This is a genomic window from Paraburkholderia sp. BL27I4N3 (genome assembly GCF_003386115.1).
In the GTDB taxonomy this organism is placed as follows: Bacteria; Pseudomonadota; Gammaproteobacteria; order Burkholderiales; family Burkholderiaceae; genus Paraburkholderia.
Genome location: NZ_QREJ01000001.1, coordinates 5,816,050 through 5,837,512 on the forward strand (window position 1 = coordinate 5,816,050; position 21,463 = coordinate 5,837,512).

A 21,463-nucleotide genomic window follows, 5' to 3' on the forward strand; every position below is an offset into this window, starting at 1 on the left:
TCACGAGCGCAACCATGCCGTTGGGTTATTCAGTGCGTCGACTCAGCAGCCTTGGCACGCGCCCCAACCCGTTCGAACAACTGGTCCCAGATTTGCAATACCGCCTTCAACGAATAGCGTTCCCGTACCGAGACGGCGGCCTTCCTGCCCAGTTCGGCGCGCAACGGGTCGTCCGAAATCAGCCGGCGTAACGCGGCAGCCATGGAGTTCGCGTCGCCTGGCGGAATGAGCAGGCCGTCCTCGCCGTTGCGCGTCAATTGCCGCGGTCCGCTAGGGCAGTCGAACGACACGACGGGCAGTCCAAGCGCCATCCCTTCCATCAGCGCCATGGGCAAACCTTCGTGGCTCGACGACATTGCAAAGACCTGCCCCTTGGCCAGTTCGCTCCACGGGGCCAGCGTGCGGCCCGGCAGGAAAATCCGCTCGCCCATGCACAGTTGCTCAATCTGAGCCTCCAGCGCCGCGCGCTCCGGTCCTTCGCCCCAGATCCACAAGTCCCAATCAGGCCACTCGTGGGCGAGCAGTGCAAAGGCGCGGATCAGCAAATCGAACTGCTTCGTCCTGTTGAGCCGTCCCAGCGAAATCACGCGTTTGCGTGCCGTGGCCGGTTGGCGTTGCTGGAGGAACAGTCCGTCGGGCAGCGGATTGGGCATCACCGCGATATCCTTCATGCCCGGCACGACTTTCCTGAACGGCGCGACTACGTCGTCGGTCAGCAGCGTCAGCAGATCGGCCTTCGGATAGACGAACCGGCACAGCAGTCGCCATAGCAACGAACGGTTATCGGCAAGTGGATTCGTGTGCTCGCTCACGATGATGGGAATGCCGAGCCCGCGCGACGCGAGAATCGTCGCGACATTCACATTCGTCAGGAACGACACAATCACGTCCGCTCTGCTTTCGCGCATGAGGGCACGCAAGGCACTCATACGCTGGATAAAGTTGAGCGGTCCTCGGCCGCGCCGCTTCACGAGGTCAGCCAGGTAGACGAACTTCACGGCCGGTGAAACGGGGTAATTGCAGGCGCCGCGGCCGGAATACGTGGCGACGAGCGTGACCGAGTCGCCGCGCTCGACCCATGCGTTGACAAGCGTCGCGGCGACGCTCTCGGCACCGCCATCCTGCATCGCGCTAATGAACAAGACGATATTCATGAACGGTCCGGATTCGGCCCATGTGATTGATGGAGTGCAAAGCGCCCGGTACTCATTCCGTCACCCGTACGGAAGGACGCTCGACGAGTCCCGAAGGTTTCGCGCCGGTTTGCGTGAACACGTCGCGCCACATCGAGAACACCCTCGCTACAGAGAAGCGATCGACGACAGCACGCGCGCGCGACGCCATCAGCGCGCGGGTCTCGTCGTCTTTCATCAGGATCGACAAGGCATCGGCGAGCGCCTGCGGATCGCCGACCCGACGAACCAGCAGGCCGTCGTGGCCGTGCGTGATGATGTCACCAGGGCCGGCATCGCAGTCGAAGCTCACCACCGCGCAGCCGCTTGCCATCGCCTCGACGATCGTCATCGAGAAGCCTTCGAAGCGCGAGCTCAGCACGTAAAGGTCCGCACGCTCGTACCAGTCAGGCATATTGCCGACCTGACCCGGCAGCAGCACGCGATCGCCCAATCCCGCCGCCGCTATTTGTGCAGTGAGTGCGCGCCGGTCATCCCCATCGCCGAGAATGACGAGATCCCACGCCGAAAAATCGCTCGCGATCCGGCCGAAGGAATCGATCAGGATATCGAAGCCTTTCTGCTCGGCCATCCGTCCCGCCGCGAGCAATACGCGACGCTGTGCGCCCACGACCGCCTGCGGCGAGATGAGCGGTTCCACAACGGGAATCGGCAGCGAGATCGAATTTGGAATGACGGTGACCCTTTTGCAATGGCAGTGCTCCTGCAGCCATAGCCTGCTTTTCTCTGTCAACGCGACCACCTTGTCCGCGAACGGGTAAGTCCAGCGGCGCAGGCATTCCCAGAACCTGCCTTCGAACAGCATCGGCGGATGAATGTGCTCGGTTGCGATGACCTTGCACGGCAAGCCCAAGCCGGCCAGGATCGCCAGAATCGACGGCCTCGTCTCGATGCCGAGCACCACGTCCGGGCGCACCTCTTTGAGCACGCGCCGCAATGCCAGCATCCGCCGCGCATTCGCGAAGACCGCGCTCACCGGGCCGTTAGTGGCGCCCGCGAGATCGAGCGTTATGCGCTTGACCGAGTCGTGCAGCGAATAAAAGTCGCTCGCGGTAGAGGTCAGCGTCACGACACAGACTTCCTGACCTTGTGCCGCCCATTCGCTCGACAGGTTCATGGCGACGCGTTCCGCGCCGCCGTAATGCAGTGAATGGATGAACAGCAGAATCTTCATAGCGGACCTGCCTTTTTATTCTCTAATGATCCGTGTGACAGCGTCAGAGACAGATAGCAAACGAACGAACTGGCGCCCATGACACCGGTTGCCAGGACAACCCCCGTAATGCCGAGCCAACGAATCAGGAAAAAATTCGCGACTGCCTTTACTGCAAAGTTCACGACCGCGATCAAAGCCATTGCCTTGAAGCGGCCTTGGCTCGCGAAAAGCTGCACCAGCACCAGCACCGAGAAATAGAAAGGAATCTGAATCAATCCCCAGCGAAACAGGCTGGACACCGCCAGCGTATCGGCCGCGCTAAAGGCGCCGCGCTGAAATAGCAGCTTCACGACGAACGGTGCGAGAAGCCACGCCACCACCACCACCACGCCGCTGATCGCCAGCATGAACAGCGACCACTTTAGCGCGATGCTTCGGGCACGAACGTTATCTCCTGCACTCAACAGCTCGGATAAAACCGGCAAGGTCGCCCGGCTGATCGCTACCGCGCCCATGCTGACCAGCAAGCCCAGCACGCGGCTCGCATAGCCGAGCGTCGCGATGTTGCCGTCGCCAAGACCAGCCACGAAATACTGATCCAGCGGTGTGGCCAGACTCATGACGAGCTGGCCGATCATGAACACGCCGACCGCGCGATACATGTGCGGCCACTGCGGCGAGCTGAGAGAGAAGCTGAGCCGCGCGCGGATCTGATCGGCGCGCCCGGAGAGCACACCCAATAGCACTGCCTGGAGGATGAAGCCGAGCGTGCTGCCCCAGATCAACGGCGCCGGCGAGCTTGCATCGTGCCAGACGAGCACGAAGCCCAGCAGCACGAGCGCCGGCACGCACTCCAGCAGCGTGTTGACGTGCTTTTCACGCGCCTGCAGGCGGGCCGCATAGACGCAGATCGTCAGCATGACGATGCCGACCGGCGCCATGCCGAGCATCATCCTGCGCGACATCACGCGGGTTTCTTCCGACAGGTTGCGCGCCATCAGGTCCAGCGCATACGGCCAGGAGAAATAGAGAAGGACCGCGAACGCCACGCCGACGGCTATCGCCATCACGTCGAGTTCGCCGAGAAACTTCGCCTGCTCCTGCTTGGGCCGCGAACGCAGTTCGACCAGCGCCGGCACGAGCACGACGCTCAGCACGGCGACGAACGTGGCCGGCAGCCAGGTGATCAGCGTGAGCGTGAGCTGATAGGCATCGACGACATTGCTGATGCCATAGCGATACGCGATCGCCATTTCCTTGAGCGCGCCCGCCGATTTGCCGATGAGCGCGAACATGGAAACCCAGACCGCACTGCGTGCGATCCGGCTATGGTCAGGGTGAATCTGCGCAAGACGGTTTCGCCAACCTGCGATCTGAGACATTGACGTTACCGCCTTAAAAGAATCGACGCGCCGCGCATGAGCCTGTCATGCCGAGTGCGCCGGTGAGCTTGGGCGACTGAAGGCATTACCGTTTCGATACGAATTCGATGTACCAGGGCATCGCTCTGGACAAACCTTCGACGAAGGGGATTTTGTTTTCATAACCCAGAAGCCGTTCGGCCTTATCGACATTGGCCTGTGAATGCCTGACATCGCCGGCGCGAAACGGTCCGAACACCGGACGCTTGTCGCAGCGCACGCCATTGTCGGAGAGCACGGCCCGCAAGCCGTCGTAGAGCTGGATCAAGGTCGTGCGATCGCCGACGGCGACGTTGTACACCTCGTTCCTGGCCGGCTCGTCCGACATCGCCGCGAGGATATTCGCCTGCACCACGTTGTCGACGAAGCAGAAGTCCCGGCTGGTTTCACCGTCGCCATTGATCAGGACGTCGTCGCCGGCAATCAGCGCCGCCGTCCATTTGGGAATGACCGCGGCATACGCGCCGTCCGGATCCTGGCGCTTTCCGAATGCATTGAAGTAGCGCAGGCCGATCGTCTTGAAGCCATACGCACGAGCAAACACCGACGCGTAGAGTTCATTGGCGTACTTGGTGACGGCGTACGGCGAAAGCGGCTGGCCGATCTGGTCTTCGACTTTCGGCAAGCCAGGATGGTCGCCATACGTCGAGCTCGAGGCGGCATACGTGAAGCTCGACACCTGCGCATCGCGCGCGGCCACCAGCATATTGAGGAAGCCGCTGATGTTCACCTCGTGGGTCGCGATCGGGTCGGCCACCGAACGCGGAACCGAACCCAGCGCCGCCTCGTGCAGCACGTGATCGACGCCATGAACGGCGCTCACGCAGTCTTCCAGCCGGCGGATATCGCCTTCGATGAACCTGAAGCGCTTCCATTGCTCCGGCGAAACGACGGAGCGTACTTCGTCGAGATTGCGCTGGTAGCCGGTGGAAAAATTGTCGAGTCCGACCACGGTCTGATCGAGCTTGAGCAGCGCCTCCAGCAGATTCGAGCCGATGAAACCGGCCACGCCGGTAATCAGCCACTGCTGCGGGCGTCCGGCGAGTTGTTGCCGTATTGTTTCGTAGCGATCTGGCATCAGTGCCTCCGGATCAGATGAGGAAGCCATCACGCCGTGATGGCATTGCGTGCGATGTGCGCGGCATCTGGCATTGCTTAGAGACGCAGATCGCTAGCCTCGGGAGGCAGCAGGTATTTCAGGTCGTACAGCACATGTTCGGGCTTGCCGAAGACGCGAATGGCTTCCACGCCCAATTCCAGGAACCGGCTGTGCGCGACGGCCACGATCGTCGCGTCGTAGACACCTTTGGCGGGATGCTCGATCGGATCGAGGTTGTGTTCGCGACGGGCGTCTTCTTTCGAGACCCATGGATCGTAGACATCGACCTCGACGCCGTACTCGCGCAACTCGGCAACGATGTCGACGACCTTGGTGTTGCGCAGGTCCGGACAATTTTCCTTGAAGGTCAGCCCCATGATCAGCACGCGGGCACCGGAGACGCCGATCTGCCGCTTGGTCAACGCCTTCACGAGCTGCGACGCGACATACCCGCCCATGCTGTCGTTCAGACGCCGGCCGGCGAGGATGATCTCCGGGTGATAGCCGATCGCCTGCGCCTTGTGCGTCAGATAATACGGATCGACGCCGATGCAATGCCCGCCCACCAGACCCGGCCTGAATGGCAGGAAGTTCCATTTGGTTCCGGCTGCCAGCAAGACCGACTCCGTGTCGATTCCCATCTTGTTGAAGATGATCGACAGTTCGTTGATCAGCGCGATGTTGACGTCGCGCTGTGTGTTCTCGATGACCTTGGCCGCCTCGGCCACGCGAATGCTGCTCGCCTTGTGCGTGCCCGCGACGATGATCTCGCGGTACAGCTGATCGACGAGTTCGGCGGTTTCCGGTGTCGATCCCGAAGTGACTTTACGGATATCCGTCACGCGGTGTGCCTTGTCGCCGGGATTAATGCGCTCCGGACTGTAGCCGACAAAGAAATCCACGTTGAATTTCAGCCCCGAGACCCGCTCGAGAACCGGCACGCACTCCTCTTCCGTCGCACCCGGATAGACGGTCGATTCGTAGATGACTACGTCGTTCTTTTTCAGCACGCCGCCGATGGTTTCGCTGGCGCCGATCAAGGGCCTGAGATCGGGCCGCTTGTAGTCGTCAATCGGCGTCGGAACGGTTGCGATGAACACGTTGCAGGCTTTCAGTTCCTGCGCGTCGGACGTGAACGTCATGCCGGTGGCAGCGGCCAGTTCTTCATTGCAGACTTCGAGTGTGACGTCCCGTCCTTCACGCAACGCCGAGATACGGGCCCCGTTGATATCGAAACCCACTACCGGGCGATGCTTGCTGAACTCCACCGCAAGCGGCAAGCCGACATAGCCCAGACCGATCACGGCGAGTTTCAGCTCGTTTAACGAATGCATGATTCTTGCTCCCCTTTATTATGGATTCGCGTCTTTGTCCGAACCCCGGGCACGGTTCAGCAGGACTGAAGCTTTGCCCGGGGCTACGCGCGTTATTTCGCGACCGAATCGGAGTAGTAGGCGTCGTATGCGTAGCCGCCGTACCGGCGCGACTGAGAGTAATTGCCGCGGCTCACCTTGAATCCGTTCAGCAGAATGCCTTCGACTTTCGAACCCGTTTGCGCCAGACGCTTGACCGATTCCGAGATCTCTCCAGCACGCGTATCGGCGAAACGCGCGACCATGAAGATCGAATCGGCGACCGGCGCCATGGTCACCGTGTCGGACACTGCGAGAATGGCCGGCGCGTCGAGCAGCACAATGTCGTACTGTTCCGAAGCGGCGCGAATGGTTGCCCTGAAATTGGCGCTCAACAGCAGTTCGGCCGGCTCGTGCGGATACTCGCCGCACTGCAGGACGTCGAGGTTCGGCAGAACGTCCTTGTGCACCGTCTCTTCGAGCGAACGTTCGCCCGTGATCAGATCGGCCAGGCCCGCGCCGCGTTGCAAGCCGAAGTACTGGTTCAGATGGCCGCGACGCAAGTCGCCGTCCACCAGCAGCACACGCTTGCCGCCCGAGGCGAGCAAGGTGCCGAGATTGGCCGACAGGAACGACTTGCCGATACCCGGCAGCGGCCCCGCGAGCATCACCACGTTGTTGCGCTCGCCGTTCAAGGCGAATTGCAGTGCTGCCCGCATCGTGCGCAGTGCTTCGACAGCGGGGTCCATCGGGTAGCGGAAAGCCAGAGCCAGTTTCTCGGGGCCGCGGATCGCCATTTTCTGCGTCAGTTGCTCCTGCTGGGCGCTGACCGGAATCGTCGCGTACACGGTCAGGCCGGTGCGCGATTCCAGCTCTTCCGGATCGGCCTCGCCCTTGAACAGATAGTCACGCAGGAAGGCCAGCCCGATAGCGACGAACAGACCCAGCACTGCCGAAATCAGCAGCACGAGCGTTTTTGCCGGCTTGACCGGGCGCTCGGGGACGTCCGCGGTATCCAGCAACTGCACCGAAGCGGACTGACCGGCCTTGACCAGCCGCAGCGTGTCGATGTTGCTGCGCAGCGCCGAGTACATGTCGGAGCTCATGCGCATGTCGCGCATCAGACGTATCGCACCTTGCTCCGCCGACGGCATGGACTTGACGCGTGCCGCGAGACTCTCGACGTACTTGTTGGTGCTGGCGATCTGCTGATCGATCGCCACCACGCTCGGGTGCTCGGCGGTCAGGTGAGCCATGAGGTCCTGACGCTGACGCTTGAGGTCGTAGAGGCGTGAGTCCGCTTCCGTAGCCTGGCGCAGGATGAGCCGGCTTTCCTCGTCCGCATCCAGCAGGCCGTGACTGTTGCGATAGGTGTTGTAGGCTTCTTCCGCCTGCTCCATCTGGCGCTTCGCGCCCGGCAGCTGCTGCTCGAGGTAGTTCAGCGATTTCTCGGCGTTGGCACCCTTCTCGTTCACGTTCTGGCGCACATACACCGCGCCGATATCGTTGAGGATGTTGGTGACGAGAACCGGATCACGGCCTTCCAGCATGACGCCCAGCACATTCGACTTGTTGCCTTGTTCGTCGACCTGAAGGCCCTTTTGCAGCTGTTCGAGAGCCTGCTGACGCGAGTGGCGCGTGAGCTTGAACTCCGCCCCGCTCTCGCCGTCGATCTTGCTCACGAGCAGATTGACCGGCCCGTGGCTGGTTTCGAATTGCTCGTCGACGCCCACGCGTCCTGTGACCGGCTGTTCCAGTCCCGGCCCGCGCAACTGGTACTGGCCGCCGGTCAATGCGGTGACGGTGTACGCGTTGCCTTCCTGCTTCCTCGGCACTTCGAAGGTCGACACGCTGATCGATTCGTCACCCCAGACGAAGCCGCCCCAGCCGAAGATGCCGGGCGTCATGCGCGAGTCGGTGTGGCGCGCGATCAGGCCGCCGAGCACCGGCAGGCGCTTCGGCTCGGCTTCGATGTAGAGCTTGAGGTAATCCACCGTCTGCATGGCGATGGCTTTCGACCTCAGGATCTGCATTTCGCTTTCGGCCGAAGACTTCTCCTGGAACAGCGACGACGCATTGCGCACCAGATCCTTCGAATCCGGCAGTGCGGTTGGCGAATTGTCCTCCACCCTGATCGAAATACTGGCTCGATAGATAGGCGTAGCACAAAACGCGTACAGCGCGCCCACCAGAATGAATGCCATTGTTATAGCGGCGATCATTTTTCGGTGATTAATCAACGTATCGATGATCGATCCAGGATCGAATTCGTCGTTACGTTCGGATAATCCCTCTGACGCTTGATATTTGAGTTTCATGGGCACGTCTCGTCACGTGGTTTTATTTGACCGCTCAGGCAAGCGGATTCGAACGAGGGAAATGTGCGATTAACGGTATTGGTCCTTTCCCTGACGCAACAGTACGCATAAGGCCGAACCAAGTATGCGCGGTAGTGCACACAAAAAATCCCGGACTTTATTCGCTATAAGCGACTTGCAGAGGGCGGCGGGAAGCGGGAAACGCATTTTTTAAAATAAGGGAAAACCACAAAATGTCCGACCAGACGGGTTCGTGTTTTCACGCAAGGCGAAGGAGGATCGCCACGCCGGATTGCGCGATCGACAGCGGGCGCGGATCGCCGGCCTCGTTGAGGATCATGATCCGCGTTGATTTGCTCCGCCATTAGCGATACCTTTACGTCTATTCCGGTCGTCGAATTGCGGTCAACGAGAGGAGACCCGTTTCGTGAAAAGAGCGTGGGCTTTCTCCTGCATCGTCGCCTTGAGCGCGATCCTCGGCGGATGCGGCAAGGGGGGATCGCAAAACGCCACCGAGGCGTCGGGCGCATCCGCGAGCGCGGCGCCGGCTCAGCCAGCGCAAGGCGCGAGCGGTACAACCGTCGCGTCAGGCGCACTCGGCACCGTCACCAAAACACAGTTGCCGGGCGAAGCAGCCGAAACATTGCGGCTGATCAAAGCGGGCGGCCCTTTCCCCTTTTCGGAGGACGGCGTCGTGTTCCGTAACAGCGCGGGATTGCTGCCGCAGCATCCACGCGGCTATTACCACACATACACCGTTCGCACGCCTGGGTCGACGGATCGCGGGCAGCGCCGGATCATATGCGGTGGACCGCGCAAGCAGACAGGCGACTGCTATTACACCGACGATTACTACGTCAGTTTCAAGCGCATTGCAGAGTAAGGCGAATTGACCGCGATATGTGGCGCGCGAGCGGTAAAGGCCGACTTCGTAGTGCTCGACGCTCTGGATACTTTCACGTCGAGCATTCTGAGTACAACGTACGGTGTACCGCGACTATGACTCAAGCCGATTATCGGAGCCGAAATGTCGCTCTCTACAGACATCCATGAGATGTCGTTAGCGTCATCCGAAAACCTTGGTCCATGCCACCCGAAGACGTCGCGCGCGATCTTCAAACAGATATGATGCAGCCAGCGTCAAGAGACCTGAAATGACACCCGTCACGATGTGCTCGACATAGGGGATGCGGTAGTGACTCGCGTGCGCGTAGGCGTCGCCTACGGCTGTCAGCAAGCCGACGACCACCGCATTGCCGTATCGATTCCCGTACAGTTTCGCTGCGGGCGTGAAGGTCAAAAGCACGGCAAGGAGTCCGGTGAGCAGACCGGTATGGAATGCGATCGTCCAATGGGCAAGACTCATGATGTTGCCCCAGCTCCCAGGCATGCAGGTCATGCATGCGCTGGTCGGCTGCCAGAAACGCTGGACAAACAGCTTGAAGCGGCGCTTCCACTCGATTGACATGATGTTTATCCCACCAATGCCACTGTTACGGCCAGCGCCGGCATAGGTGCCGTCGGACCGCTTTGCAGGCCTTTTGACCGGCTCGTCAAGATGCGCTGCATCAGTGCCGTCGAGGCCGCGCAATAGCGTGGACATGCTGGGATACTACACCGCGATTGGACCGCCGCCGTTTCGCGTTGGGTAACGGCTGCTAGCGATGGGAAGGTGCGTAACAGGATCGATACAGTGCGGCGGACGACCACCTCGGTAGCATCCGCAGCGTCGCGTCAGAATGATTCGCCCACCATTTCTTCACTCTTGCGCCAGAGCGCGTCAGCGTTCGCAGCGTCGAGCGCATAGTGTCGGACGCCTTCGCTGACGGGTGTGATGACAACATCGTCGGCAACGGTTTGGCTGACATGGCAGTTCTCGCAGTATCTGCCGCCGACGGCGTCAGCTGCCGCCACCACCGCCGCCCACACGGAAGTCGCGGCCCCTTGCGGCACGGTCTTGAACTGAAACGGCGCCTTCCCGTCCGACTCGAGCTGCTTGTTGATACCTTCGAGCAACGCAGTCATCTGGCCTTCGTCCATGTGACGCGCGAGTTCCGTGTGGATTCCGCCTGGATGAACCGCGCTGGCGCGAACGCCGCGAGCTCGATGCCGCTGATCGAAGGCCACCGCGAAGAGAATATTCGCCGTCTTGGCGCGCCCGTAGGCAACGAACGGGTCGTAAGGTGTTCGCTCGAAGCCCGGGTCGTCGAGATTCACGTCAGCGAAACGGTGTCCCGACGACGCGAGCATCACGACTCGGCCACCCGATGGGATCAGCGGCGCCAGCCGGTTCACCAGCACGAAATGCCCCAGATGGTTCGTGCCGAACTGCGTCTCGAAGCCATCCGCGGTCTTGCCGAAAGGCGTCGCCATCACGCCCGCGTTCGCGATGATGACGTCGATCGGTTTGCCTTCCGCCCGCAACTTGTCGGCACAATCCCTGACGCTCGCGAGGCTCGCCAGATCGAGCGCGATCAGCTCGATGCTGCCGCCGGCCGCGTCGGCCTCCCGCCGCGCATCGGCAATCGCCCGCGTGGCTTTTTCCAGATCTCGGGCCGCGCCGATCACGTTGGCCCCGCGCGCCGCCAGTGCCCGCGCAGTCTCTACGCCCAAACCCGCCGACACGCCGGTCACCAGAATTCGCTTGCCATGAAGATCGACGCCTGCGAGCACGTCGTCGGTCGTCGAAGTCGCCCCAAATTTCTCAGTCATTTCCGCCGCTCCAGCACAATGAAGATTGACGTCATTCCCCGCCCGGGATAAAAACGGAGCTTACCTCCGTTTTTTGATATTAAACGGAGACACCCTCCGTTTGCAAGCGCCCAACTGTAAATGACCGACTCGACGCCCAAAGAACGAAAACCCAGAGCGGACGCGCTGCGTAACCGCGAGCGCATCCTTGAAGAGGCAAAAACGGCGTTTACGCGCGCTGGCGGCGAAATCAGCCTCGAGGATGTCGCGCGGCAGGCAGGGGTCGGCGCAGGCACGCTGTACCGGCACTTCCCCACGCGCGATGCGCTGCTGGAGAGCGTCTACCGTGCCGAGGTGGCGAAGCTCGCCGAGGAGCAGCGCAGACTGTCCGACTCGCTGCCCCCTCCCGATGCGTTGCGATCGTGGATGCTGCTCTTCGTGGATTACATCGCAACGAAGAAGATCATCGCGCCGGCATTGAATTCGATCGTCGGAGGGCCGACCAAGCTATTCGAATCGTCCGGTGCGCAGATCAAGGACGCGATTCACTTGCTCGTCACGAACGCCGTCGCGAGTGGCGACATCCGTGCGGATATCGAGCCACTGGATCTGCTTCGCGCGCTCGTCGGCGTTTCGAATGTCGCGTCGGCGCCGGACTGGCAGCAAAGTGCGAAGAGACTGGTCGATATACTTTTACTTGGGTCGAAGCCGACGGAGTAGGTTTGGCGACTGGACGCGGAGCGCCCATTCGAACGATATCAGCGCTTCCCATCCTCCGGCCTCGCCCCCATCGCCGCAACAATCCGGCTCTGTGCGGCAACGAGTTGGTCATCCGTCGTCGCCACCAGCCACAGATGTGCCCGCTCCGCGATCCGGCGGTTGTGGTCTTTCAGAGGGCCCAGCGCGGCAGCGGCCTTCCAGACCACCGGGGCGACCCGGCTTTGCCTGCCCGACGGCGCGCCGACCAGCAGGCAATAAGGTCCGAGCGGAAGCGATACAAACGGGAGCGCCGGGCTCGCGCTCACGCGCCAGTCGATAAAAGGCGTCTCGCTGATCAGCAGCGGTGTGGGCAAGCCGTAAAGCACGCTGAAATCGTAAAGCGCCAGTTGTTCCGGCATGCCGGCGTAAATACGGCGGATGTCGTCGACCACAGCCGCGCGGATTTCATCGTCGAACATGGGTTCCTGCGCGTAGCGGGCAAATGCCTCACGAGCCTCCCGTTGATACGCGCTAAACAGGCCGAGTGCAACGCAGTCCTGCACCGCGCGCTGAACCTCCGCCAGGGAACCGGCTTCCTCTGGCTTGCCCAACTGCGCGGCCCGTAAAAAACGCGCAAGTGCTGCTTCCTGGACCGCGGGCCCCTCCTCGGACACATTGTCTTGAGCGTCCTTGCCAAGGGGCACGTAGGTATATTTCTCGGCGGCGAAATGCGATTTCTTGCCTTCGTCGAATTTGATCGCGCCATCGGCGCAATCCAGATAGCGAGTGCCGACTCGACCATGCTCCCAAATCCAGTTTTTCAGGAGCGGACGTAGTGGATGCAGTCTGTCTTGTTCAGCCATCGAAACCTCCAGGGTGCCCCAGTATAGTTCCAAGTCGCGGATCGCTCCGTGGAGGACATGGCGATCGTCAGCGTCGGCACGTTGACCTTTCGCGACCCACGCTGTACACAACATGGGATGGACGCAAGCGTTTCAGGAAGGCACGATGAGCCGCCCCTTTTTCACGATTGGTCATTCCAACCGTCCGTTGCCCGAATTCACGAGTCTGCTGAAAGAAGCGGAGGTCGCGACGCTGATCGATGTGCGCAGTATTCCGCGCTCACGCACCAATCCGCAGTTCAATCGGGACACGCTGCCCGATACGCTCGCGCCGGAACACATCGACTACGCGCATCTTGCCGAACTGGGTGGGCGCCGCAGCCGGCGCAAAGACGATGCACCGTCGCCGAATCAGTACTGGACCCATCCGGCGTTCCGCAATTACGCGGACTATGCGATGAGCGACGCTTTCCGCGCCGGCCTCACGCAGCTTCTCGCGCTCGGCCACCGACGCCGCTGCGCGATCATGTGCGCGGAGGCCGTCTGGTGGCGCTGTCACAGGCGTATCATCACGGATTACCTGCTGCTGCACGGCGAAACCGTGCTGCACATCATGGACGCGCGTCACACAACCGTTGCAACGATGACACCCGGCGCGCAACCTCAACCCGACGGCACGCTGATCTATCCGGCTCAAACCACGGCCTGAACCGGCACGCGAAGCGACCGCCCGTCCGCCGTATTGCACGATCGCATGACCGTCACCACACAAGCCACGTCGCTCGATATCCTTCTTCGTGAGATTCGCGCCTGCACACTTTGCGCGCCGGTGCTGCCGCACGCGCCACGGCCGGTGCTGGCCGCGTCCGGAACGGCGCGCATTCTGATCATCGGGCAGGCGCCTGGCGCGCGAGTGCATGCGTCCGGCGTTCCATGGAGCGACGCGAGCGGTGCGCGGCTGCGCGCATGGCTCGACGTCGACGACGCCACGTTCTACGACACGTCGAAAATCGCCGTCGTGCCAATCGGCTTCTGTTTCCCGGGCCGCGGCCCGAGCGGAGATCTGCCGCCACGGCCCGAGTGCGCCGCCCGCTGGCACAAGGAGTTGCTCGCGCACATGTCGTCGGTCCGGCTCACGCTGCTGGTCGGACAATATGCGCAGCGATTCGCGCTGGGCAAGGCATTCGGGCCGACCTTGACGGACACGCTCGTCCGGTGGCGCGAATTCGGCCCACAGGTCGTGCCGCTGCCGCATCCGTCGCCGCGCAACATTGCCTGGTTCAAACGCAATCCGTGGTTCGATGCGAGCGTTCTGCCGACCTTGCGCGAGCGCGTCGCGGCGGCATTGGCGACGCCCGACGCGTGAAAATCCGCGGTGATCGACGCGGTACGGCGAGCTGCCTTACCTTCGCCTTCATCGCCCCGAGACCGTCGAATACAAAAGCTTGCGCAGACGTATTCAGTTTCTGCCGGGCACAACCCATGAAGTCGTGGCCATTTCGCCGCAAATGCCGGTTTTCCCACATACCGACAGATTACGACTTGTCATCCTGATGGCTCAGGCGTGTGTTTTGGCGGGAGATGGCTATGTCGGTCTATGTCGATGAAGGGTTCAGGCCCTGTGTGACGGAATGCGCGACGGTCGCGTTCCGGGTGTGTTGTGACGATCGCGCGCAGATTTTCGAGGTCAGCGCCGAGGCACTCATGACTTTCTGCGGCGCGGCGAGCAAACGCAAGGAAGACCTGCTCGTCGCATTCGAGGATGCGCAGTTCGAGATCCTCTCGGTCGCGGCGCAGAAATGGGCATTCAGACCGACAGAGCCGGTGCGTCTCGGCCTCGACGAATTCCGAATGGTCAGACATTGAAACAACGGGTATGCCAGAATTCGCATCATGACCTGGATCGCCGCCCTGCCAATGTATAACGTCACGCCCGCGCTCGACCTCGCCTGGCGCGAGTGGCTCGCCGACGTGCTGCGCATGGTCAAGCCTGCGTGCCGCATCGTCGAACCGGATGAGGAATTGCACGGCTTCTGGCGGCGCCCCAATCTGCTGATCTCGCAGACTTGCGGTTATCCGTTCATGCATGGTCTGCAGGAGCAGGTTCAACTGGTCGCGACGCCGCGCTTCGACGCACCCGGCTGCGAAGGCGCGCATTATTCGAGCGTGCTGGTCACGCGCGCGGACGCCCACTTCGATACGCTCGCGGCCTGCCATGGCGCGCGCGCCGCCTACAACCAGGACGATTCGAATAGCGGCATGAATGTGTTTCGCCACGCCGTGGCGCCGTTCTCGCGCGCCGGCATGTTCTTCAGCTCGGTGTTGCGAACCGGCTCGCATCTCGGCTCGTTGCGCGCGGTGGCGGAGAATCGCGCGGACGTCGCCGCGATCGATTGCGTGACCTTCGCTTTCGTGTGCGACGAAATGCCGGAACTGGCCCGCCAGGTTCGCCGGATCGGTATGACGGCGCCGTCGCCGGGCCTGCCTTTGATCGCTTCCGACACGGTGCCCCCGGCGACAATCGAGGCGCTGCGCGAAGCGCTGAACGAAGCCCTTGTGATCCAGCCAGAACGCGCGAAACGCCTGCGTTTGCAGGGCTTTTCCGTGCTGCCGCCCTCGGACTACGAACGCATCGAGCAACTCGAGAACGAGGCGCGCGCCGTCGGCTATACGCGCCTCGCCTGAGGCCTGAGGCCTGAGGCCTGCAGCTGAGGCCTGAGCCGCAGATTTACTTCTGCTGCACGTCCAGCACCAGAAGCTGCGCGCCATCGGCGACCTGATCGCCGACCGAGTACAGCACGTCCGACACCGTACCGGCCGCCGGCGCACCAATGGTGTGCTCCATCTTCATCGCTTCCATCACGATCAGCGGCGTGCCCTTCTCCACCACGGTGCCCGGCTCGACCAGCACCGCGATCACCTTGCCCGGCATCGGCGCGGTCAGGCGGCCTTCGCCGCCTTCGGCGTCCGCGGCGTGCGCGAGCAGGTTCTGCCACTCGAACGACAGTGCTTCGCCAAGGCAGAACACATGGAACGTATCGCCGTCGACGAACACCCGGCCCGTTGCGCGCGCATCGCCGATCGTCGCGCGGAATTCGTGCGGACCGCTGCCGTCCGACCAGCTGAAGTCCTCGCGCACGCCGTCGTGTTCGAGCGTTTGCGTGCCGCCGTCGCGCGCGAACGTGACGGTGAAGGTGCTTTCGTTGTCGTTACCCGCGTTGCCGTTCTCCAGATCACGCCAGCCGAGCGTCTGCGTGTAGCCGCCGTTCAGGCGCCAGTGCGACAGCGCATCCCACGGCGACGCGCCATGAGCCGTGCCGCCTTCGCGCTTGAGCAACGCCGCGCAAGCCAACGCGAGCGCTTCCTTGAACGGCTTCTTGCGCGGCGCGAACAGGGCGTCGTGATGACGTTCGATCAAACCGGTGTCGAGATCGCCCGTTGCAAACGGCTCGCTCGTGACGATGCTTTGCAGGAACTCGACGTTGGTATGCGGGCCGACCACCTCGCAAGCATGCAACGCGCGGCTCAGACGCGCCAGCGCCTCTTCACGTGTCGCGCCGTGCACGATCAGCTTGGCGATCATCGGGTCGTAGAACGGCGTGATGGTGTCGCCTTCACGCACGCCGCTGTCGATCCGCACCGGCGCCTTGCGCCCCGATTCGCCGAGACCGGCCGCGTCGATGCTGAACTCCACGCCCTCCGGCATGCGCAGATGCTTGAGCGTGCCCGTCGACGGCAGGAAGCCGCGCGCCGGATGTTCGGCATAGATACGCGCTTCGATCGCGTGACCGTCGATCTTCAACTGTTCCTGCGTGAGCGGCAGCGGTTCGTCGGCGGCCACGCGCAGTTGCCATTCCACCAGATCCTGGCCGGTCACCATCTCCGTGACCGGGTGTTCGACCTGCAGGCGCGTGTTCATTTCCATGAAGTAGAAGTCGCCCGTGCCGGTCATGATGAACTCGACCGTGCCCGCGCCGACGTAGTTCACCGCACGCGCGGCCGCCACCGCCGCCTCGCCCATTTCGCGCTTGATTTCAGCGGACAATCCGGGCGCGGGCGCTTCTTCCAGCACTTTCTGATGACGCCGCTGCACGGAGCAATCGCGATCGAACAGATAGACCGCGCCGCCGTGACGATCCGCGAACACCTGTACTTCCACGTGACGCGGTCGCGTCAGGTATTTTTCGATCAGCACGCGATCGTTGCCGAAGCTGCTTGCCGCTTCCCGCTTGCACGACGCCAGCGCCGCCTCGAAATCCTCGCTGCGCTCGACCACCCGCATGCCCTTGCCCCCGCCACCGGCACTGGCTTTGAGCAGCACCGGATAACCGATCGCATCCGCCTCACGATGTAGCAGTTGCGGGTCCTGATCGTCGCCGTGATAGCCCGGCACGAGCGGCACGGCGGCTGCATGCATCAGCGCCTTCGCGGCAGCCTTGGAACCCATCGCGGCAATGGCTTCGACCGGCGGCCCGATGAAGACGATGCCGGCCGCCTCGCAGGCATGCGCGAAGTCCTCGTTTTCCGACAGGAAGCCGTAGCCCGGATGCACCGCCTGCGCGCCGGTGGCCCGCGCGGCTTCGATAATCCGTTCGACGCGCAGATAGCTTTCCGCCGCCGTCGAGCCGCCGATGTGCACGGCCTCATCGCACGCGGCGACGTGTTTCGCGTTGGCGTCCGCATCGGAATAGACGGCCACGCTCGCGATGCCGAGCCGCTTGCAGGTCGCGGCGACGCGGCACGCAATCTCGCCCCGGTTGGCAATCAGGATCTTGTTGAACATGAAGTGTCTCGATGAAGTGAGCCGTTTTTTTCGGGGCTGTTGTTCTGATCAAGGCGCGCCGGGCGCCCTGGAATGTGTGCTTCAGTTGCGCCAGGCCGGCGTGCGCTTTTCGAGGAACGACGCGACGCCTTCGCGGCCTTCCGCGCCGGCACGCGTAAGTGCGATGCGCGCCGCCGTGTCCTCGATCATTGCGTCGTTCAACTCGCGACCCGCAATGTCCTGCACGAGTTGCTTGCATGCGCGCACCGCTTGCGGACCGTTCGCACACAGTGTTTCAGCAATCTGCCGCACGGTGGCGTCGAGGTGCTCCATGCTCACCGCTTCGCTGACGAGTCCGAGACGCAATGCCGTCCCGCAATCGAACTGCTCGGCGGTCGTGAAATAGCGGCGCGATGCCTGCTCGCCCAGCGCCCGAATCACGTACGGCGCGATGGTGGCCGGAATCAGTCCGAGGCGCGCCTCCGAAAGGCAGAAGCGTGCGCTGTCGACCGCCACCACGATGTCGCACGCCGAGATCAAACCCATGCCGCCCGCGTACACGTCGCCGTTCACGCGCGCGATCACCGGTTTGTTGCAGCGATAGATCGACGACAGCATGTTCGCCAGCAGCATGGCGTCGGCGCGGTTCTCGTCGTCCGAGTAACCGGCCATCTTCTTCATCCAGTTCAGATCCGCGCCCGCGCAGAACGCCTTGCCGTTCGCGGCGAGTACCACCGCGCGAATATCGTCACGCTCGTTGAGCGCCGTGAAGGCCGAGGTCACTTCGGCGATCATCGTTTCGTTGAACGCGTTGCGCACGTCCAGACGATTCAGCGTGACCGTCGCGATCGCTCCGGCGAATTCGACATTCAGTGTTTCGTATTGCATCGTCGCTGCTCCCGCGCGTGGTTGCGTTGCCTGGCGCATCGTCACATTCTGAACACGCCAAACCGCGTGTCTTCGATCGGCGCATTCATCGTGGCCGACAAGCCGAGGCCGAGCACGTCGCGCGTTTGCGCCGGGTCGATCACGCCGTCGTCCCACAGACGCGCGCTCGCGTAGTACGGATGGCCCTGATGTTCGTATTGCTCGCGAATAGGTTGCTTGAACGTCTCTTCTTCCTCGGCGCTCCACGAACCGCCCTTGCCTTCGATGCCGTCGCGCTTGACCGTGGCCAGCACCGACGCCGCCTGCTCGCCGCCCATCACCGAGATGCGCGCGTTCGGCCACATCCACAGGAAGCGCGGTGAATACGCGCGGCCGCACATACCGTAATTGCCCGCGCCGAACGAACCGCCGATAATCACCGTGAACTTCGGCACCTTGGCCGTGGCCACCGCCGTCACCATCTTCGCGCCGTTGCGCGCGATGCCTTCGTTTTCGTACTTGCGGCCCACCATGAAGCCGGTGATGTTCTGCAGGAACACGAGCGGAATCTTGCGCTGGCAGCACAACTCGATGAAGTGCGCGCCCTTGAGCGCCGACTCCGAAAACAGAATGCCGTTGTTCGCGATGATGCCGACCGGATGACCCCAGATATGCGCGAAACCGGTGACGAGCGTGGTGCCGTAGCGCGCCTTGAATTCGTCGAAGGCCGAGTCGTCGACGATCCGCGCGATCACCTCACGGATATCGAACGGCTTGCGGGTATCCACGGGAATCACGCCGTACATGCTCTTCACATCGTAGCGCGGCGGCTTCGGCTCCTGCAACGCGACCGGCACCTGCTTCGTGCGATTCAGATTGCCGACGATGCTGCGCGCAATCCCCAACGCATGCGCATCGTTCTGCGCAAGATGATCGACCACGCCGGACAGACGCGTATGCACGTCGCCGCCGCCGAGGTCTTCCGCGCTCACCACTTCGCCCGTCGCGGCTTTCACCAACGGCGGGCCGCCGAGAAAAATCGTCCCCTGATTCTTGACGATGATCGACTCGTCGCTCATGGCCGGCACATACGCGCCGCCTGCCGTGCACGAACCCATCACGACGGCGATTTGCGGAATGCCTGCCGCCGACAGGTTTGCCTGGTTGAAGAAGATGCGGCCGAAGTGATCGCGGTCCGGAAACACATCGTCCTGATTCGGCAGATTCGCGCCGCCAGAGTCGACCAGATACACGCACGGCAAGTGACTCTCAGCGGCGATTTCCTGCGCCCGCACGTGCTTTTTCACCGTGACCGGATAGTAAGTGCCGCCCTTGACCGTTGCATCGTTGCAGACGATCACGCACTCCTGCCCCGCGATCCGGCCAATGCCGGTGATGACACCCGCGCCCGGCGCGTCGTCGTTGTACATGCCGTAGGCCGCGAGTTGCGAGAACTCCAGAAACGGAGTGCCCGGATCGAGCAGCTTTTCGATCCGCTCGCGCGGCAGCAGTTTGCCGCGGCCGGTGTGTTTGTCGCGCGCCGCCTGACCGCCGCCCAGTGCGAGCTTCTCGACTTTCGCGCGAAGGTCAGCGACCAGCGCTTCGAGCGCCGCCGCGTTGGCGCGGAAGTCGTCCGAGCGCGGATTCAGCTTTGATTCGATGATCGGCATTGCGTGGCTCTCCTGTTCGCCGCTTCTTATTCGCTTCGGGCCGTTGCGCTCATGCCGTTTCGGCGAACAACTCGCGGCCGATCAGCATGCGGCGGATTTCGCTCGTACCGGCGCCGATTTCATAGAGCTTCGCATCGCGCCACAAACGGCCGACCGGATACTCGTTGATGTAGCCATTGCCGCCGAGAATCTGGATCGCCTCGCCCGCCATCCACGTGGCTTTTTCGGCCGTGTAGAGAATCACGCCCGCGCAGTCTTTACGCACCTGGCGCACATGTTCCTTGCCGAGCGTATCGAGTTGACGGCCCACCGCGTAGAGGTACGCGCGGCACGCCTGCAACGTGGTGTAGAGGTCGGCCACCTTGCCCTGAATGAGCTGGAATTCGCCGATCGACTGACCGAACTGCTTGCGGTCGTGGATATACGGCACAACCGCGTCCATGACCGCCACCATGATGCCGGTCGGGCCGCCCGCGAGCACGGCGCGTTCGTAGTCAAGACCGCTCATCAGCACCTTCGCGCCGCCGTTCAACTGGCCGAGAATGTTTTCTTCCGGCACTTCCACGTCCTGGAACACCAGTTCGCCGGTATGCGAGCCGCGCATGCCGAGTTTGTCGAGCTTCTGCGCAACGGAGAAACCCTTCATGCCCTTCTCGACGATAAACGCGGTAATGCCACGCGAATTCGCTTCGGGATCGGTCTTGGCGTAGACGACCAGCGTGTCGCAATCCGGCCCGTTGGTGATCCACATCTTGGTGCCGTTGAGCACGTAGTGGTCGCCCTTCTTCTCGGCGCGCAGCTTCATGCTGACCACATCCGAGCCCGCGTTCGGCTCGCTCATGGCGAGTGCGCCGACGTGTTCCCCCGAGACGAGCTTGGGCAGATACTTCTGTTTTTGCGCTTCCGTGCCGTTACGATGAATCTGGTTGACGCACAGATTCGAGTGCGCGCCGTACGAAAGGCCGACCGAGGCCGACGCGCGCGAGATTTCTTCCATGGCGATCATATGCGCCGTGTAGCCCATATTCGCGCCGCCGTATTCTTCCGAGACCGTCATGCCGAGCACGCCCAGATCGCCGAACTTGCGCCACAGGTCCATGGGGAACTGATCCGTGCGATCAATCTCCGCGGCACGCGGGGCGATTTCTTTGGCAGCGAATCCCGCAATGCTGTCGCGCAGCATTTCGATTTCTTCGCCGAGCGGGAATTGCAAACCGGGCAGGTTGCTCATTGCAGTGTCTCCAGAGTTCGTTGGCGGCCGGCCTTGGGTGGGCGCCGGCTGGTCCGGTTGCGGCTCGGCGGACGGCGGCGGCCCGGCGGCTTTGTGAGCCGCCCCTGCCGTCACGCACGAGGCGCGAAACGTTCAAGGCGCATTTCACGCTACATTTACGTA

19 protein-coding genes are annotated in these 21,463 nt (G+C 62.4%); 6 read left to right on the top strand and 13 right to left on the bottom strand.

Features of this window, described 5'->3' with window-relative positions:
• Positions 1–29: 29 nt before the first annotated feature.
• The 6 genes from B0G71_RS26445 to B0G71_RS26470 form a co-directional block, all read right to left on the bottom strand.
• Positions 30–1,154: a glycosyltransferase family 4 protein gene (locus tag B0G71_RS26445; RefSeq protein ID WP_116145433.1), complete on the bottom strand. Its 1,125-nt coding sequence runs from the start codon at positions 1,152–1,154 to the stop codon at positions 30–32.
• A gap of 52 nt (positions 1,155–1,206) precedes the next feature.
• Positions 1,207–2,367, bottom strand: coding sequence for a glycosyltransferase family 4 protein (locus B0G71_RS26450; RefSeq protein WP_116145435.1), 1,161 nt, complete (start codon positions 2,365–2,367; stop codon positions 1,207–1,209).
• Positions 2,364–3,731, bottom strand: coding sequence for a murein biosynthesis integral membrane protein MurJ (gene murJ / locus B0G71_RS26455; RefSeq protein ID WP_116123623.1), 1,368 nt, complete (start codon positions 3,729–3,731; stop codon positions 2,364–2,366). The genes B0G71_RS26450 and murJ overlap by 4 nt, the downstream gene beginning before the upstream one ends.
• A gap of 85 nt (positions 3,732–3,816) precedes the next feature.
• Positions 3,817–4,848, bottom strand: a complete 1,032-nt coding sequence (locus B0G71_RS26460) for an SDR family oxidoreductase (RefSeq protein WP_116145437.1) — start codon at positions 4,846–4,848, stop codon at positions 3,817–3,819.
• Between the two features lie 77 nt (positions 4,849–4,925).
• Positions 4,926–6,203 (bottom strand): Vi polysaccharide biosynthesis UDP-N-acetylglucosamine C-6 dehydrogenase TviB, encoded by a 1,278-nt coding sequence (gene tviB, locus B0G71_RS26465; protein ID WP_116145439.1) that lies wholly within the window; start codon positions 6,201–6,203, stop codon positions 4,926–4,928.
• A 92-nt stretch (positions 6,204–6,295) separates the two neighbouring features.
• On the bottom strand, positions 6,296–8,539 hold the full coding sequence (locus B0G71_RS26470; RefSeq protein ID WP_116145441.1) for a polysaccharide biosynthesis tyrosine autokinase: 2,244 nt from the start codon (positions 8,537–8,539) through the stop codon (positions 6,296–6,298).
• Between the two features lie 427 nt (positions 8,540–8,966).
• Between B0G71_RS26470 and B0G71_RS26475 the strand changes: the two genes are divergently transcribed.
• Positions 8,967–9,422 (top strand): ribonuclease, encoded by a 456-nt coding sequence (locus B0G71_RS26475; protein ID WP_116145443.1) that lies wholly within the window; start codon positions 8,967–8,969, stop codon positions 9,420–9,422.
• 183 nt (positions 9,423–9,605) lie between these two features.
• On the opposite strand, the gene B0G71_RS26480 is transcribed toward B0G71_RS26475, so the two are convergent.
• Together B0G71_RS26480 and B0G71_RS26485 are read right to left on the bottom strand one after the other, a co-directional pair.
• Positions 9,606–10,007 carry a hypothetical protein gene (locus tag B0G71_RS26480; RefSeq protein ID WP_116148903.1) on the bottom strand — a complete coding sequence of 134 codons (402 nt, stop codon included), beginning with the start codon at positions 10,005–10,007 and terminating at the stop codon, positions 9,606–9,608.
• A gap of 266 nt (positions 10,008–10,273) precedes the next feature.
• On the bottom strand, positions 10,274–11,251 hold the full coding sequence (locus tag B0G71_RS26485) for an SDR family NAD(P)-dependent oxidoreductase (protein WP_116145445.1): 978 nt from the start codon (positions 11,249–11,251) through the stop codon (positions 10,274–10,276).
• A gap of 120 nt (positions 11,252–11,371) precedes the next feature.
• On the opposite strand from B0G71_RS26485, the gene B0G71_RS26490 reads away from it, so the two are divergent.
• On the top strand, positions 11,372–11,950 hold the full coding sequence (locus B0G71_RS26490) for a TetR/AcrR family transcriptional regulator (protein WP_116145447.1): 579 nt from the start codon (positions 11,372–11,374) through the stop codon (positions 11,948–11,950).
• Positions 11,951–11,988: 38 nt separating this feature from the next.
• Here the strand turns inward: B0G71_RS26490 and B0G71_RS26495 are convergent, their stop codons facing one another.
• Complete coding sequence (locus tag B0G71_RS26495) at positions 11,989–12,792, bottom strand: hypothetical protein (RefSeq protein WP_116145449.1); 804 nt, start codon at positions 12,790–12,792, stop codon at positions 11,989–11,991.
• 145 nt (positions 12,793–12,937) lie between these two features.
• Between B0G71_RS26495 and B0G71_RS26500 the strand changes: the two genes are divergently transcribed.
• The 4 genes from B0G71_RS26500 (at position 12,938) to B0G71_RS26515 (ending at position 15,456) form a co-directional block, all read left to right on the top strand.
• Positions 12,938–13,480: a DUF488 family protein gene (locus B0G71_RS26500; RefSeq protein ID WP_116148905.1), complete on the top strand. Its 543-nt coding sequence runs from the start codon at positions 12,938–12,940 to the stop codon at positions 13,478–13,480.
• 45 nt (positions 13,481–13,525) lie between these two features.
• A complete protein-coding gene (locus B0G71_RS26505; RefSeq protein ID WP_116145451.1) occupies positions 13,526–14,137 on the top strand; it encodes a uracil-DNA glycosylase family protein in 612 nt (203 codons plus the stop codon).
• A 221-nt stretch (positions 14,138–14,358) separates the two neighbouring features.
• Positions 14,359–14,637: a DUF1488 family protein gene (locus B0G71_RS26510; protein WP_116145452.1), complete on the top strand. Its 279-nt coding sequence runs from the start codon at positions 14,359–14,361 to the stop codon at positions 14,635–14,637.
• Between the two features lie 27 nt (positions 14,638–14,664).
• Positions 14,665–15,456 carry a phosphate/phosphite/phosphonate ABC transporter substrate-binding protein gene (locus tag B0G71_RS26515; protein WP_116145454.1) on the top strand — a complete coding sequence of 264 codons (792 nt, stop codon included), beginning with the start codon at positions 14,665–14,667 and terminating at the stop codon, positions 15,454–15,456.
• Positions 15,457–15,499: 43 nt separating this feature from the next.
• On the opposite strand, the gene B0G71_RS26520 is transcribed toward B0G71_RS26515, so the two are convergent.
• The 4 genes from B0G71_RS26520 to B0G71_RS26535 all read right to left on the bottom strand — a co-directional run bounded on the left by B0G71_RS26520 (position 15,500) and on the right by B0G71_RS26535 (position 21,301).
• Positions 15,500–17,554 carry an acetyl/propionyl/methylcrotonyl-CoA carboxylase subunit alpha gene (locus B0G71_RS26520; RefSeq protein WP_116145456.1) on the bottom strand — a complete coding sequence of 685 codons (2,055 nt, stop codon included), beginning with the start codon at positions 17,552–17,554 and terminating at the stop codon, positions 15,500–15,502.
• 81 nt (positions 17,555–17,635) lie between these two features.
• The gene (locus B0G71_RS26525; RefSeq protein WP_116145458.1) at positions 17,636–18,421 is read right to left on the bottom strand and encodes an enoyl-CoA hydratase/isomerase family protein; all 786 of its coding nucleotides are present in this window, start codon (positions 18,419–18,421) and stop codon (positions 17,636–17,638) included.
• Between the two features lie 41 nt (positions 18,422–18,462).
• Complete coding sequence (locus tag B0G71_RS26530; RefSeq protein WP_116145460.1) at positions 18,463–20,070, bottom strand: carboxyl transferase domain-containing protein; 1,608 nt, start codon at positions 20,068–20,070, stop codon at positions 18,463–18,465.
• Positions 20,071–20,119: 49 nt separating this feature from the next.
• Positions 20,120–21,301, bottom strand: coding sequence for an isovaleryl-CoA dehydrogenase (locus B0G71_RS26535; RefSeq protein WP_012426567.1), 1,182 nt, complete (start codon positions 21,299–21,301; stop codon positions 20,120–20,122).
• Between the last annotated feature and the right edge of the window lie 162 nt (positions 21,302–21,463).